This is a genomic window from Xenophilus sp. (assembly GCF_044462705.1).
Taxonomy (GTDB): Bacteria; Pseudomonadota; Gammaproteobacteria; order Burkholderiales; family Burkholderiaceae_C; genus Xenophilus; species Xenophilus azovorans.
Genome location: NZ_JBIQNC010000059.1, coordinates 1 through 13,390, shown reverse-complemented (window position 1 = coordinate 13,390; position 13,390 = coordinate 1). Strand labels below are relative to the sequence as shown.

Genomic DNA, 13,390 nt, shown 5'->3' with positions numbered 1-13,390 from the left:
TCCTGCTTGCCACAGGCGGCAAGCACGGCGGTGATGGAAATCAGTGCAAGGGTCCTTTTCATCGGACAACTCCCTTCGAGATGGTGGATGGATGAGCGCATGTCGCCCACGTACCCGGGCCGGCCCGCGGGGCGGCGCCCGGCCGGGCCCGGCGAGTGTGCCTTCACGGGAGGGCGGCCTATGTCGCCGAATGTGTCGTAATGCCGTCCGGCGCGGAAAAGCGTGTCCCGCGCAGCCTCAGCAGGCCGTGGCCAGCCGCGCCCGTCCACCGGCCTTGGCCTGGTACAGGGCCGCGTCGGCGCGCGCCAGCAGGGTGTCGACGCCGGTGACCGCTTCGCCGGCGGCCATGCCGATGCCGATGCTCACGGACAGCGAGGCCACCTCCTGCCCCCCGCCCGGCAGCGGGTAGGGCCGCGCCAGGGCGGCATGGATGCGCTCGGCCAGGGACGTCGCGGCCTCGCGCGAGGCGCCGGACAGCAGCACCACGAACTCGTCGCCGCCGTGGCGGCCGAGCAGCCCGCGCCCGCCGAGCACCTCCTGCACGCGGCGCACCACCTCGCACAGCACGGCGTCGCCCGCGTGGTGGCCGAAGCGGTCGTTGACCGGCTTGAAGTGGTCCATGTCCAGCATCAGCACCGCCAGGCTGGTGCCGTTGGCGCGGGCGCGCTGCAGTTCGGCCTGGGCCGCCTCGCGCAGCGCGCGGCGGTTGAGCGCGCCGGTCAGGGGATCGTGCGCCGCCAGCGATTCGAACTCCATGCGCGCCCGGTCGGTGCTCATCAGCACCGCGGTGATGGACATCATCAGCACCGTGACCGCGTAGGAGGTGATGTAGACCATTTGTACCCAGTTCGGCTCCAGCAGGCCGTTGCCGGCCACGCCCAGCCCCACGCTGAGCAGGCGCAGCCCGGCCGCTGCCGCCTGCACCAGCAGCATCGCCGTCATCAGCCGCATGCCGAAGACGGCGGCACGCTGGCGCAGGTAGAAGACGGCATGCCGGGCATAGAGCACGCACACCGCCAGCGTCACGCCCGCCAGCCGCGCCGGGTAGTCCGGCTGCACGTGGGTGAACCACAGGAGCCAGGCGCCGACCACCAGGCTCACGCCGATCCAGCGGCGCATGTCGCTGTGCCCGAGCAGGAACTGCTGGCTGCCGGCGTAGTACAGCAGCGAGGCAATGAACAGCAGCATGTTCGCGCCGACCACGCTCAGCAGGTCCGGCAGCGCGCCGCGCCCGGCGAACAGCATCGCGCTGACGAAGCCCAGCAGCGGCGCCCAGGCCCATTCGCGCAGGCCGCGGATGCTGGCCGGGTAGCTGCGCCACATGAAGAAGGTGACGGCCGACATCACGAGTCCCAGCACGCCCGACACGGCGGTGATGGAGCGGACATCCAGCACGGACGGGAGATCAGCCGGCATGGGCCTGCATTCTGCCTGCCATGCCGCGTACGTGAGGAAACGACGGGCCGCCCCAAGTTTCCTCATCCCCCTCGGGGGGCGGGCCGGACGCAGTCCGGCCCTGGGGGCGCGCTCAGCGCCGGCCTTCGCGCCGCTCCCGGGCGCGGCGCTGTTGCCGCGTCTCGTTCGCCAGCTGCTGCGCGCGCTCCTTCTCGCGCCGCCGGGCGATGCGCTTGCCGCGCAGGCGGCGGCCCAGCCAGAAGCTGAACACGCCGGCGACCGCGCCGATCAGCAGGCCGATGGCGCTGATGTCCAGGCCGCCCATCTCATTCCACCCGCTGCGCCACGTCGGGCGTGAAGGTGAAGGAGCCCGCCTTGCCCTTGCGCCCGCGCGTGCCGCGGGCGTTGTTGAGCGTGCGGATGTCGAGTTGCTCGTCGCGCCGCTTGCCGCGGAAGTCGCCCTCGATGCGCACGCTGCGCGTGTAGGCGGCGGCGCCGGCGAGCTTCGCCTTCGGCGCGAGGTCCATCAGCGTCAGGCCGCGCCCGCCCTTGGGCAGCGTCTTCAGCTCGGCGACGTCGAAGGTGAGGATGTGGCGGTCGCTCGCCACGCAGCACACGTGCGTGGCGGCCAGCACCGGCTCGGCGCCGCCCGCGCCGCCCACCAGCGAGGGCCGCGTGAGCTGCTCGCCCTCGCCCACGTCGATGAAGGCCTTGCCGCCCTTCTGACGCGACACCATGTGCTCCACCGCGGCGATGAAACCGTAGCCGCCGGTGTTCGACAGCAGCAGCTGCGCGGAGGGCGGCCCGGCGAAGAAGTGCGCCACCTGCGTGCCGGCCTCCAGCTCGATCATGGTGGTGACGGGCTGGCCGTCGCCGCGCGCGCCCGGCAGGCTGGCCACCGGTACGGTGTAGACGCGCACCGACTTGTCCTTGGCGGTGCCGAAGACCAGCAGCACGTCGACGGTGCGGCACTCGAAGGCGCCGTACAGGCCGTCGCCGGCCTTGAAGCTGTATTCGGCCTTCTCCGGGTTCCAGCCCTTCTGCGCCCGCACCCAGCCCTTCTGCGAGACGATCACGGTGACGGGCTCGTCCACCACGCGCACCTCGGCCACGGCGCGCTTGTCGGCCTGGATCAGCGTGCGGCGCGGGTCCTCGAAGGTCCGGGCGTCCTGCTCGATCTCCTTGACCAGCAGGCGCCGCAGCGCGGCCGGGCTGCCGAGGATCTCCTCCAGCTTCGTCTTCTCCTCGCGCAGCTTCGCCAGCTCCTGCTCGATCCTGATGGCTTCGAGCCGGGCGAGCTGGCGCAGGCGGATCTCCAGGATGTCCTCGGCCTGCCGGTCGCTCAGGCGGAAGCGCTCGATCAGCGCGGCCTTCGGGTCCTCGGCCGCGCGGATGATGGCGATCACCTCGTCGATGTTTAGCAGCACCAGCTGCCGGCCTTCGAGGATGTGGATGCGGTCGTCGACCTTGTCCAGGCGATGCTGCGAGCGGCGCTGCACCGTCTGCTCGCGGAAGGCGACCCACTCCAGCAGGATCTGGCGCAGCGACTTCTGCACCGGCTTGCCGTCGATGCCGACCATGGTGAGGTTGATCGGCGCCGAGGTCTCCAGCGAGGTCTGCGCCAGCAGCGTGGCGATGAACTCCTCCTGCGGGATGCGCGAGGTCTTGGGCTCAAAGACGATGCGCACCGGCGCGTCCTTGCTGGACTCGTCGCGCACGCCGTCCAGCAGCGCCAGCATCGAGGCCTTGAGCTGCTGCTGCTCGGTGGTCAGCGCCTTCTTGCCGGCCTTGACCTTGGGGTTGGTGATCTCCTCGATCTCCTCGAGCACCTTCTGCGCCGACACGCCCGGCGGCAGTTCGGTGACGACCACCTGCCACTGGCCGCGCGCCATGTCCTCGATCTTCCAGCGCGCGCGCACCTTCAGCGAGCCGCGGCCGGTGCGGTAGGCCTCGGCGATGTCCTGCGGGCTGCTGATGATCTGCGCGCCGCCGGGGTAGTCGGGGCCGGGGATCAGGCCGAACAGCTCCTCGTCGGCGAGCTTGCCGTTGCTCTTGATGAGCGCCACGCAGGCGTCGGCCACCTCGCGCAGGTTGTGGCTGGGGATCTCGGTGGCCAGGCCCACGGCGATGCCGCTGGCGCCGTTGAGCAGCACGAAGGGCAGGCGCGCGGGCAACTGGCGCGGCTCGTCGGTGGAGCCGTCGTAGTTGGGGATGAAGTCGACCGTGCCCTCGTCGATCTCCGACAGCAGCAGCTGCGTGATGCGCGCCAGCCGCGCTTCGGTGTAGCGCATGGCCGCCGCGCCGTCGCCGTCGCGGCTGCCGAAGTTGCCCTGGCCGTCGATCAGCGGGTAGCGCTGGCTGAAATCCTGCGCCATGCGCACCAGCGCGTCGTAGGCGGCCTGGTCGCCGTGCGGGTGGAAGCGGCCCAGCACGTCGCCCACCACGCGGGCGCTCTTGACCGGCTTGGCACCGACGGTGCCGTTGGCGCCGCCGTAGCCCAGGCCCATGCGCTCCATCGAATAGAGGATGCGGCGCTGCACCGGCTTCTGGCCGTCGCACACGTCGGGCAGGGCGCGGCCCTTGACCACGCTGAGCGCGTACTCGAGGTAGGCGGTCTGCGCGTAGTCGGCCAGGGTGAGGGCGTTCGGATCCTCGGGTTCCTGCAGGTCCAGGGTGGGTTGGTGGTCGTCGTCCATCGTCGCTTCGGTTCGGGAATTCAGGGGGCCGGCGCGCGGCGCGGCCGCGTGGTGTCCAGGCGCAGCGCCGCCGGGCGGTCGGCGGCGGGCGAAGCGTCGTCGCCGGTGCCGGCGCCCGCCAGCTCCATGCGCACGCGCCCCGGCACCTTGCCGCCGCCGCGCGCCACGCTCGTGGCGCCGGGCTTGAGGTAGGCGTAGAGCTGCAGCACGGTCTTCACGTAGTTCTGCGTCTCGCGGTAGTTCGGAATGCGGTTGCCGGCGCGCTGCACCGCGCCTTCGCCCGCGTTGTAGGCGGCCAGGGCCAGCTCGAGGCTGCCGTCGAACATGTGGATCAGGTCGCGCAGGTAGCGGCTGCCGGTGGCGATGTTCAGGCGCGGGTCGTGCAGCTTGGCCTCGGCCGTGCGCCGGCGGTCTCCCTGCAGGCCATAGCGCGCGGCGGTGGCCGGCATCACCTGCATCAGGCCGATGGCGCCCTTGGGCGAGATGGCGCCTGCGTCGAAGCCCGACTCGGTGGCCACCAGCGCCTGCAGCAGCTCGTAGTCGATGGCGTGGCGCCGCGAGGCCTCCTGCAGCGCCGACTTGGCCACCTTGTAGCTGGGCGACTTCTCGAACAGCGCCAGCAGCGCCTGCGAGGCCGGCGGCGGGCTGCCGCCCGCGGCGGCGCCGGACGATCTGCCGCGGCCCAGGCGGCCCTTGGGCAGCACGCGCAGGCCGTCGGCCGTGTCGAAGCTCTGGCCGTTCCTGAAGAACAACTGGTAGCGCTCGTCCACCTTCTCGGCCGCGAAGTGCGCCGTGCCGTTCTCGTCGACGTAGCCGTAGATGTCGGCATGCGCGCGCGGGCCTGCCGCGGCAAGCAGCAGCGCCAGGCTCAGCGACGACAGGACGGCAGGCAGTTTCATCGGCATCGCCTTCCCGGCCTCGGCAGCGCGTGGAAGGCGTCGGTTCGTTGGTGTCGGCGGCAGCGGACGCTCAGACGTCCACTTCCACATCGTCCGCGCGCAGCTCCATCAGCTCGCGCCGCGCGGCGGCCTCGCCCTTGCCCATCAGCTTGGTGATCTCGCCCTGGGTGCCGCCGAAGTCGAAGCGGCCCAGGCGCACCTGCAGCAGGCGGCGGGTGTCGGGATTGAGCGTGGTTTCCCACAGTTGTTCCGCGCTCATCTCGCCCAGGCCCTTGAAGCGGCTGATGCTCCACTTGCCTTCGGGCACGCCGTCCTTGCGCAGCTTGTCGAGGATGGCGGTGAGTTCGCCGTCGTCCAGCGCGTAGAGCTTGGCGGCCGGCTTCTTGCCGCGCGCCGGCGCATCGACGCGGAACAGCGGCGGGCGCGCCACGTACACGTGGCCGGCCTCGATGAGCTTGGGAAAGTGCCGGAAGAACAGCGTGAGCAGCAGCACCTGGATGTGCGAGCCGTCCACGTCGGCGTCCGACAGGATGCAGACCTTGCCGTAGCGCAGGCCGGAGAGGTCGGGCGTGTCGTCAGGGCCGTGCGGGTCGACGCCGATGGCCACCGAGATGTCGTGGATCTCGGTGTTGGCGAACAGGCGGTCGCGCTCGACCTCCCAGGTGTTGAGCACCTTGCCGCGCAGCGGCAGGATGGCCTGGCACTCCTTGTCACGGCCCATCTTGGCGCTGCCGCCGGCCGAGTCGCCCTCGACCAGGAACAGCTCGTTGTGGCCCGTGTCCTTGCTCTCGCAGTCGGTCAGCTTGCCGGGCAGCACGGCCACGCCCGAGCCCTTGCGCTTCTCCACCTTCTGGCCGGCGCGCTGGCGCGTCTGGGCCGCCTTGATGGCGAGTTCGGCCAGCTTGCGGCCGTAGTCGACGTGCTGGTTCAGCCAGAGTTCGAGCGCCGGGCGCACGAAGCTGGAGACCAGCCGCACCGCGTCGCGCGAGTTCAGGCGCTCCTTGATCTGGCCCTGGAACTGCGGGTCGAGCACCTTGGCGCTGAGCACGTAGCTGGCGCGGGCGAACACGTCCTCGGGCAGCAGCTTCACGCCCTTGGGCAGCAGCGAGTGCAGCTCGATGAAGCCCTTGACGGCGTTGAACAGGCCGTCGCGCAGGCCGCTGTCGTGCGTGCCGCCGGCGCTGGTGGGGATCAGGTTGACGTAGCTCTCGCGCACCGGCTGGCCTTCCTCGGTGAAGGCGACGCACCACTCGGCGCCCTCGCCCTCGGCGAAGTTGTCGGCGTTGCGGTCGGCGTGGCCGGCGCCCTCGAACAGCGGGATCACCGGGTCGGCGCTGAGCGTCTGCATCAGGTAGTCGCGCAGGCCGCCCTTGTAGAGCCACTGCTGCTGGTCGCCGCTCTTCTCGTTGACCAGCGTGACGGTGACGCCGGGCATCAGCACCGCCTTGCTGCGCAGCAGGTGCACCAGCTCGTGCATCGGCAGGGCGGCGGACTCGAAGTACTTCGCGTCGGGCCAGGCGCGCACGGTGGTGCCCTGCTTGCGGTCGCCTGCGGCCTGCGGGCGCAGCTGCAGCGGCTCGGCCACGTCGCCGGCGGCGAAGACCAGCCGGGCCACCTGCCCTTCGCGGAGCGAGACGACCTCCATCTTCTTCGACAGCGCGTTGGTCACCGACACGCCCACGCCGTGCAGGCCGCCGGAGAAGCTGTAGGCGCCGCCGGCGCCCTTGTCGAACTTGCCGCCGGCGTGCAACCGGGTGTAGACCAGCTCGATGACCGGCGCACCCTCTTCCGGGTGCAGGCCGAAGGGGATGCCGCGGCCGTCGTCCTCCACGCTCACCGAGCCGTCGGCGTGCAGCGTGACCTTGATCTTCTTGCCGTGCCCGGCCAGCGCCTCGTCGGCGGCGTTGTCGAGCACTTCCTGGATGATGTGCAGCGGGTTGTCGGTGCGGGTGTACATGCCCGGCCGCTGCTTGACCGGCTCCAGTCCCTTGAGGACGCGGATCGACGCCTCCGAATAGGCCGGTGCTGTCTTGGGGGGGGTTGCCATGGCGGCGGATTGTAGTCAGCCACCACGCAAAACGCTGGATGCGCATCCAGTCATCCGGCGAACGCCGGCGCATGGCCGATCCGGGCCGGCCGCCGTCCGATCCCGTGCCGGCACGGCATCGCCAAAGCGCCGACAATCGCGCGCTGCTCCGGCCGCCGCCCGGCCCTTTCCACGACCACCCGCCGTTCCATGCCTTCTCCCGCCCCGTTGTCCATGCGCCAGGTGCTGATCTGCGGCGCGCTCGTCGTCACGCTGTCGATGGGCATCCGCCACGGCTTCGGCCTGTGGCTGCAGCCCATCACCCAGGCCCAGGGCTGGACGCGCGAGACCTTCTCCTTCGCCATCGCGATCCAGAACCTCTCGTGGGGCGTGTTCGGCGTGTTCGCAGGCATGCTGGCCGACCGGCTGGGCGCCTTCCGCGTGCTGCTGATCGGCGCCGCCTGCTACGCGCTGGGCCTGGCGGGCATGGCGCTGTCGCCCACACCGCTGCTGTTCGCGCTCACGGCCGGGGTGCTGATCGGCGCGGCGCAGGCCGGCACCACCTACGCGGTGGTCTACGGCGTGATCGGCCGGCAGCTTCCGGCCGACAAGCGCTCCTGGGCCATGGGCGTGACCGCCGCCGCCGGCTCCTTCGGCCAGTTCTTCATGGTGCCGGTGGAGGGCCAGCTCATCCTGCAGACGGGCTGGCAGAACGCCCTGCTGGTGCTGGCGGTGCTGGCCCTGGTCATCGTGCCGCTGGCCTTCGGCCTGCGCGAGCCGGCCCACACCACCGGCGCGGTGCGGCGCGAGCAGACCATCGCCCAGGCCGTGGCCGAGGCCTTCCGCTACCCCAGCTTCCGGCTGCTGATGGCGGGCTACTTCGTCTGCGGCTTCCAGGTCGTGTTCATCGGCGTACACATGCCCAGCTACCTGAAGGACCACGGCCTGCCGCCGCAGGTGGCCAGCTACGCGCTGGCGCTGATCGGCCTGTTCAACGTAGTGGGCACCTACGCGGCCGGCTCGCTGGGGCAGCGGCTCGCCAAGCGCAAGATCCTGGCCTTCATCTACCTGGGCCGGGCGGTGGCGATCGCGCTGTTCCTGTGGGCGCCGCTCAGCCCGCTCTCGGTATACGTCTTCGCGGCGGTGATCGGCTCGCTGTGGCTCTCGACGGTGCCGCCGACCAATGCCATCATCGCGCAGATCTTCGGCGTGGCGCACCTGTCGATGCTGGGCGGCTTCGTGTTCTTCAGCCACCAGGTGGGCTCCTTCCTGGGCGTGTGGCTGGGCGGCTACCTGTACGACCGCACCGGCAGCTACGACATCGTCTGGTACATCGCCATCGCGCTGGGTGTGTTCGCGGCGCTGGTGAACCTGCCGGTCAAGGAAGGCGCCATCCAGCGCGGTGCGCCGCAGCCGGCCTGACCCATCCGCCGCCGCCATGTCCGAAACGCCCGCCTCGCCCCACGCCCGCCCGCGCCTGTGGCCGCGCGTGGGCGCGGCCGCGGCGGTGGCCGTGGTGCTGGGCGGCGTGTTCGTGCTCTACCGCCAGCCGGACTTCCTCGTCATGCTCGGCAACATGATCTGGGCCTGCTTCGGATGAACGGGCCCACGCCGCCGCAGCCGCTGCCCGCCCCTTCCGACTGGCTGTTGCGCTGGGCGCATCTGATCGCCCCCGGCGGCCGGGTGCTGGACGTGGCCTGCGGCGCCGGCCGGCACCTGTACTGGCTGCACGCACAAGGCTTCCGGGTGGCCGGCATCGACCGCGACCCTGCCGCCATCGCTGCCCTGGCCCCGCTGGCGGCAGCCGGCGCCGAGATCGTGCAGGCCGACATCGAGGACGGCCCCTGGCCCTTCGCCGGCCGCGGCTTCGAGGCGGTGCTGGTGACGAACTACCTCTGGCGCGCGCGCCTGGCCGAGATCGCCGCCGCCGTGGCGCCGGGCGGCGTGCTGCTGTACGAGACCTTCGCCCGCGGGCAGGAAAGCATCGGGCGGCCGGCACGCGCCGAGTTCCTGCTGGCCCCCGGCGAGCTGCTGCGCGCGGCCGCGGCCGCCGGCCTGCGCGTAGTCGCGTACGAAGACGGCTTCCTCGACGCCGGCACGCCCCGCTTCGTGCAGCGCATCGCCGCCGTGCGCGAGGCCGACGCGGCGCCGGACAGCCCCCGGCGGCACCCCCTGAGGGGCCCCGGCGGGCCTCAGTAGAATCGCGGCTTACCTTTTTCCGACAAAGGCAGGACCTCCTTGGAGCAACTGACTGGCAGCATCGTCGCGCTCGTCACGCCGATGCATGAAGACGGCAGTGTCGACTACGACGCGCTGCGACGCCTCATCGACTGGCACATCGCCGAAGGCACCGATTGCATCGGCGTGGTGGGCACCACGGGCGAATCGCCCACGGTCGACGTCGAAGAGCACTGCGAAATCATCCGCGTCTCGGTCGAGCAGGCGGCCGGCCGCGTGCCGGTGATGGCCGGCTGCGGCGCCAACTCCACGGCCGAGGCCATCGAGCTGGCCCGCTTCGCCAAGGGCGTGGGGGCCGACTCGCAGCTGCAGGTCGTGCCCTACTACAACAAGCCCACGCAGGAGGGGCAGTACCGCCACTTCAAGGCCATCGCAGAGGCGGTGGGCGACCTGCCGATGGTGCTGTACAACGTGCCCGGCCGCACCGTGGCGGACATGGCGCACGACACGGTGCTGCGCCTGGCCCGGGTGCCCGGCATCGTCGGCATCAAGGAGGCCACCGGCAACATCGAGCGCGCGCAGTGGCTGATCCGCGAGGTGCCGAAGGAATTCGCCGTCTATTCGGGCGACGACCCGACCGCGGTGGCGCTCATGCTGTGCGGCGGCCAGGGCAACATCAGCGTCACGGCCAACGTGGCGCCGCGCAAGATGCACGAGCTGTGCGTGGCCGCCATCGCCGGCGACGCGCGCACCGCGATGCGCCTGCAGTTCGAGCTGATGCCGCTGCACCGCAGCCTGTTCGTCGAGCCCAACCCGATCCCCGTCAAGTGGGCGCTGGCGCGCATGGGCCGCATGGGCGGCGCCCTGCGGCTGCCGATGACCGAGCTGTCCGAGCCCCATCGGCCGGCAGTCGAGGCGGCGCTGCGAGCCTGCGGGCTGCTCGAAGGCTGAGGACGAACTTTTCTTTCGCGCACGGCTCCTTCGGGAGCCGGCGCACTCCAAGACGGCGGCCCTGTCCGCCCTCCCCCGACAAGCATTCATCCGCCGAAGGAAGACAACGAGTGAACACCCTCAAGCGATTCGCCCTGCTGGCGCTGGCCGCCAGCCTGGCCGCCTGCTCCGTGCTGGAGTCCGACAAGATCGACTACAAGAGCGCCGGCAAGGCGCCCTCGCTGGAGGTGCCGCCGGACCTGACCCAGCTCTCGCGCGAGAACCGCTACGCCATCCCGGGCGGCGCCGTCTCGGCCAACGCCTACGAGGCCGGCCGTGCCAATGCGCCGGGCATCCCCACCGCCGTCAGCAGCATCGGCGACGTGCGCATGGAGCGCGCCGGCAACGAGCGCTGGATCGTGGTGAGCAACCAGACGCCCGAGCAGCTGTGGGACAAGGTCCGCGACTTCTGGATGGAAAGCGGCTTCCTGCTGTCGATGGAGCAGCGCAACCTCGGCATCATGGAAACCGACTGGGCCGAGAACCGTGCCAAGCTGCCGCAGGACGTGCTGCGCGCCACGCTGGGCAAGCTGATCGACTCGGTCTACTCGACCGGCGAGCTGGACCGCTTCCGCACCCGCATGGAGCGCACGCCCAACGGCACCGAGATCTACATCAGCCACCGCGGCATGGTCGAGGTCTACACCAGCCGCCAGCAGGACCAGACCATGTGGCAGCCGCGCCCCGTCGATCCGGAGCTGGAGACCGAGTTCCTGCGCCGCCTGATGGTCCAGCTCGGCGTCTCGCAGGAGCAGTCCAGGCAGCAGGCGGCGTCCGTCGGCGCGGCGCCCGCCGCCCGCTCGGCCACCGTCGCCACGGTGGACGGCCGGCCGGTGGTGCAGGTGCGCGACGGCTTCGACCGCGCATGGCGCCGCGTCGGCCTGGCGCTGGACCGCACCGGCTTCACCGTCGAGGACCGCGACCGCAGCGCCGGCATCTACTTCGTGCGCTACGTGACGCCCAACGCCGACCGCAAGGAGCCGGGCTTCTTCGGCAAGCTCTTCAGCCGCTCCAGCAGCAGCGCCGAGAAGCCGATGAAGTACCGCATCCTGGTCAAGAGCCAGGGCGAGACGAGCACGGTGTCGGTGCTCAACGAGGCCGGCGCGCCCGAGTCCTCCAACAACGCGCAGCGCATCGTCCAAGTCATCGCGGACGACTTGAAATAGACCACCCCGTTTCTCGCTCACTTCGTGTGCTCGAATCCCCCTCAAGGGACGCACCCGGCGGCCCGGCAGAGCCGGTTCCGCGGGTGCTCCCGCGAGGGCTTCGCTGCGCTCGCCGCGGCAAGGCGCACGCCATGATGAAACCTGCCATGGCGGTGCAATTCGCCGCGGCCTGCGGCTGAACAGGATGCTGCGCTTCCGCAGCCTGGGCAGCGGCAGCACCGGCAACGCCCTGCTGGTGGAGGCGCGCAGCGGCGCGCGCACCTCGCGCCTGCTGATCGACTGCGGTTTCAACCTGCGCCAGCTCGAGGCGCGGCTGGCGCGCGAGTCGCTGGCGCCGTCCCAGCTCGACGCCGTCTTCATCACCCACGAGCACAGCGACCACATCGGCTGCGCGCACCTGCTCTCGCAGCGCCACGGCGTGGCGGTGTGGATGAGCGAGGGCACCTGGCTGGCCACCGGCGCGCCGGACTACGCGGGGCGCCTGCACTTCGCCCGGGACGGGCAGCCCATCGACGTCGGCGGCGCGCTGGAGCTGATGCCCTTCACCGTGCCGCACGACGCGCGCGAGCCGCTGCAGCTACGCTGCTCCGACGGCGCCCGCACGCTGGGCGTGCTGACCGACCTGGGCCACGCCAGCCCCTACGTGATGACGCGCCTGGCGGACCTGAACGCGCTGGTGCTGGAGTGCAACCACGACCCGGACCTGCTGGCCCGCTCGAGCTACCCGCCCTTCCTCAAGCGGCGGGTGGGCGGCAACTTCGGCCACCTGTCGAACGGCGCCGCGGCCGCCATCGCGCAGGCAGTGCACCACGCCGGCCTGAAGCACCTGCTGGCCGCGCACCTGAGCGAGCAGAACAACCGCCCGGAGATCGTGCGCCATGCGCTGGCCGAGGCGCTGGGCGCCCGCGAGGAAGAGATGCTCACCGCGGATGCCGCCGGTGGCAGCCCGTGGCTGGACGTCTGACCTACAGCCCCAGCACCGAGGCCGGGAACCCAGGCCGCCCCGCCTGAAAACCCTCGTCGAGGCGCTGCCGCAAGGCGACGCGGTCGGCGGCCGAAGCGCCGCACACGCCGCGGCTGCGCTCGGAGTCGATGCGCCGCAGGGACCAGGACGGGGTCCAGATCGCGCTGGGCACGTCGCCCGCGCTCCATTGCGGCAGTGCACGGCACTGCACGATGTGGTCCCACATGCGGCGCCAGTGCACGAAGCGCGCATGGTGGCGCTCGAAGACGTCGAAGCGGTGCGCCAGCATCTTCAGGCTGCGGCCGGAGGCGGCCCAGGCCTGCAGGGCGTCGACGACCGCACGTTCGCCCAGCGGCCAGTCGGCGAAGTCGGGGTCGCTCAGGACGATCTCGGTCCAGCCCTGCCCGGCCGCGGCCGCCAGGGCCGTGCGGACATGGGCGCCGAACTCGGCCGGGCCGTCGAAGGCGCCCTCGGGCAGTGCCGTGCCATCGTTGTTGACGTCGTTGTCATTCGCCATGCAGCCACCCCGCTTCGCACCAGTCCGCCAACAGCGCCTTCGCCTCCTCGCTGGCCAGACGCAGTTCCGCGGCGCCGAGGCGGCGCCGGTCGGCCAGCTGCCGCATCAGCCGCGCGTCGCGGCCGGCGGCGCGGAAACTCTCGCCGTTGATGAAGACGTGGCGCGCATCGTGGAGCATGCGGGTGCGCCTGTCCAGCCGCACGCCGCGCAGCGGCGCCGGCGCGGCCGCGCCTTCGAACCAGACGTTCGGCTTCGGCTCGGTGAGCGACTCGCCCAGCGCGCGGTCGATGTCCGCATCGGCGGCGAGCAGGCGGCGCACGGCATCGCGCGCGAAGCGCTGCAACGCCTCGGGCACGGCGCAGGTGGCCTCCACCGCCGCCTGCGCAGGGTCGGCGTAGCGGCGCCCGCCGTCCGCCTCGTCGCCGGCGGCATCGGCCAGGCGCGCCAGCAGGTCGGCGGCCAGCTCGGCATCGGTCGCGGCGCGCAGGCCGATGGAGCAGGTCATGCAGTCACCGCCCACGGCCACGCCGTCGTGCGCGTAGCGCGGCGGCAGGTAGAG

The 13,390-nt window shown here is 71.5% G+C and carries 13 protein-coding genes; 6 read left to right on the top strand and 7 right to left on the bottom strand.

Going from position 1 to position 13,390, the window contains the following annotated elements:
• Positions 1 to 237: 237 nt before the first annotated feature.
• The 5 genes from ACIY1X_RS11290 to ACIY1X_RS11270 form a co-directional block, all read right to left on the bottom strand.
• Entirely contained in the window at positions 238 to 1,416 is a 1,179-nt protein-coding gene (locus ACIY1X_RS11290; protein ID WP_399680601.1) for a diguanylate cyclase, read from the bottom strand.
• Between the two features lie 112 nt (positions 1,417 to 1,528).
• Positions 1,529 to 1,720, bottom strand: coding sequence for a hypothetical protein (locus ACIY1X_RS11285; protein ID WP_399680600.1), 192 nt, complete (start codon positions 1,718 to 1,720; stop codon positions 1,529 to 1,531).
• A 1-nt stretch (position 1,721) separates the two neighbouring features.
• Positions 1,722 to 4,091, bottom strand: coding sequence for a DNA topoisomerase IV subunit A (gene parC, locus ACIY1X_RS11280; protein ID WP_399680598.1), 2,370 nt, complete (start codon positions 4,089 to 4,091; stop codon positions 1,722 to 1,724).
• Positions 4,092 to 4,111: 20 nt separating this feature from the next.
• Positions 4,112 to 4,996 carry a lytic transglycosylase domain-containing protein gene (locus ACIY1X_RS11275; RefSeq protein ID WP_399680596.1) on the bottom strand — a complete coding sequence of 295 codons (885 nt, stop codon included), beginning with the start codon at positions 4,994 to 4,996 and terminating at the stop codon, positions 4,112 to 4,114.
• A 64-nt stretch (positions 4,997 to 5,060) separates the two neighbouring features.
• Positions 5,061 to 7,037 (bottom strand): DNA topoisomerase IV subunit B, encoded by a 1,977-nt coding sequence (locus tag ACIY1X_RS11270; protein WP_399680595.1) that lies wholly within the window; start codon positions 7,035 to 7,037, stop codon positions 5,061 to 5,063.
• 189 nt (positions 7,038 to 7,226) lie between these two features.
• On the opposite strand from ACIY1X_RS11270, the gene ACIY1X_RS11265 reads away from it, so the two are divergent.
• From ACIY1X_RS11265 to ACIY1X_RS11240, 6 genes are all read left to right on the top strand, one after another.
• Positions 7,227 to 8,438 carry an MFS transporter gene (locus ACIY1X_RS11265; RefSeq protein ID WP_399680594.1) on the top strand — a complete coding sequence of 404 codons (1,212 nt, stop codon included), beginning with the start codon at positions 7,227 to 7,229 and terminating at the stop codon, positions 8,436 to 8,438.
• 16 nt (positions 8,439 to 8,454) lie between these two features.
• Complete coding sequence (locus ACIY1X_RS11260) at positions 8,455 to 8,616, top strand: hypothetical protein (RefSeq protein ID WP_399680593.1); 162 nt, start codon at positions 8,455 to 8,457, stop codon at positions 8,614 to 8,616.
• Positions 8,613 to 9,215: a class I SAM-dependent methyltransferase gene (locus ACIY1X_RS11255; protein ID WP_399680591.1), complete on the top strand. Its 603-nt coding sequence runs from the start codon at positions 8,613 to 8,615 to the stop codon at positions 9,213 to 9,215. Before ACIY1X_RS11260 ends, ACIY1X_RS11255 begins: the two co-directional genes overlap by 4 nt.
• A 39-nt stretch (positions 9,216 to 9,254) precedes the next feature.
• Positions 9,255 to 10,145 (top strand): 4-hydroxy-tetrahydrodipicolinate synthase, encoded by an 891-nt coding sequence (dapA, locus tag ACIY1X_RS11250; protein ID WP_399680590.1) that lies wholly within the window; start codon positions 9,255 to 9,257, stop codon positions 10,143 to 10,145.
• A gap of 110 nt (positions 10,146 to 10,255) precedes the next feature.
• A complete protein-coding gene (gene bamC, locus ACIY1X_RS11245; RefSeq protein ID WP_399680589.1) occupies positions 10,256 to 11,350 on the top strand; it encodes an outer membrane protein assembly factor BamC in 1,095 nt (364 codons plus the stop codon).
• A 184-nt stretch (positions 11,351 to 11,534) separates the two neighbouring features.
• The gene (locus ACIY1X_RS11240; protein WP_399680587.1) at positions 11,535 to 12,314 is read left to right on the top strand and encodes an MBL fold metallo-hydrolase; all 780 of its coding nucleotides are present in this window, start codon (positions 11,535 to 11,537) and stop codon (positions 12,312 to 12,314) included.
• 1 nt (position 12,315) lies between these two features.
• Here the strand turns inward: ACIY1X_RS11240 and ACIY1X_RS11235 are convergent, their stop codons facing one another.
• Together ACIY1X_RS11235 and ACIY1X_RS11230 are read right to left on the bottom strand one after the other, a co-directional pair.
• A complete protein-coding gene (locus tag ACIY1X_RS11235) occupies positions 12,316 to 12,831 on the bottom strand; it encodes a hypothetical protein (protein ID WP_399680586.1) in 516 nt (171 codons plus the stop codon).
• The coding region (locus ACIY1X_RS11230; RefSeq protein WP_399680584.1) for a winged helix domain-containing protein at positions 12,821 to 13,390 on the bottom strand (570 nt) is incomplete at its 5' end. The genes ACIY1X_RS11230 and ACIY1X_RS11235, both read right to left, overlap by 11 nt.

Bases quoted from the DNA above. Each gene is read 5' to 3' on its own strand.
- ACIY1X_RS11235 (WP_399680586.1), bottom strand. From the start codon at position 12,831: ATGGCGAATGACAACGACGTCAACAACGATGGCACGGCACTGCCCGAG.
- ACIY1X_RS11285 (WP_399680600.1), bottom strand. From the start codon at position 1,720: ATGGGCGGCCTGGACATCAGCGCCATCGGCCTGCTGATCGGCGCGGTC.
- ACIY1X_RS11255 (WP_399680591.1), top strand. From the start codon at position 8,613: ATGAACGGGCCCACGCCGCCGCAGCCGCTGCCCGCCCCTTCCGACTGG.
- parC (WP_399680598.1), bottom strand. From the start codon at position 4,091: ATGGACGACGACCACCAACCCACCCTGGACCTGCAGGAACCCGAGGAT.
- ACIY1X_RS11275 (WP_399680596.1), bottom strand. From the start codon at position 4,996: ATGCCGATGAAACTGCCTGCCGTCCTGTCGTCGCTGAGCCTGGCGCTG.
- ACIY1X_RS11290 (WP_399680601.1), bottom strand. From the start codon at position 1,416: ATGCCGGCTGATCTCCCGTCCGTGCTGGATGTCCGCTCCATCACCGCC.
- ACIY1X_RS11270 (WP_399680595.1), bottom strand. From the start codon at position 7,037: ATGGCAACCCCCCCCAAGACAGCACCGGCCTATTCGGAGGCGTCGATC.
- ACIY1X_RS11265 (WP_399680594.1), top strand. From the start codon at position 7,227: ATGCCTTCTCCCGCCCCGTTGTCCATGCGCCAGGTGCTGATCTGCGGC.
- ACIY1X_RS11260 (WP_399680593.1), top strand. From the start codon at position 8,455: ATGTCCGAAACGCCCGCCTCGCCCCACGCCCGCCCGCGCCTGTGGCCG.
- ACIY1X_RS11240 (WP_399680587.1), top strand. From the start codon at position 11,535: ATGCTGCGCTTCCGCAGCCTGGGCAGCGGCAGCACCGGCAACGCCCTG.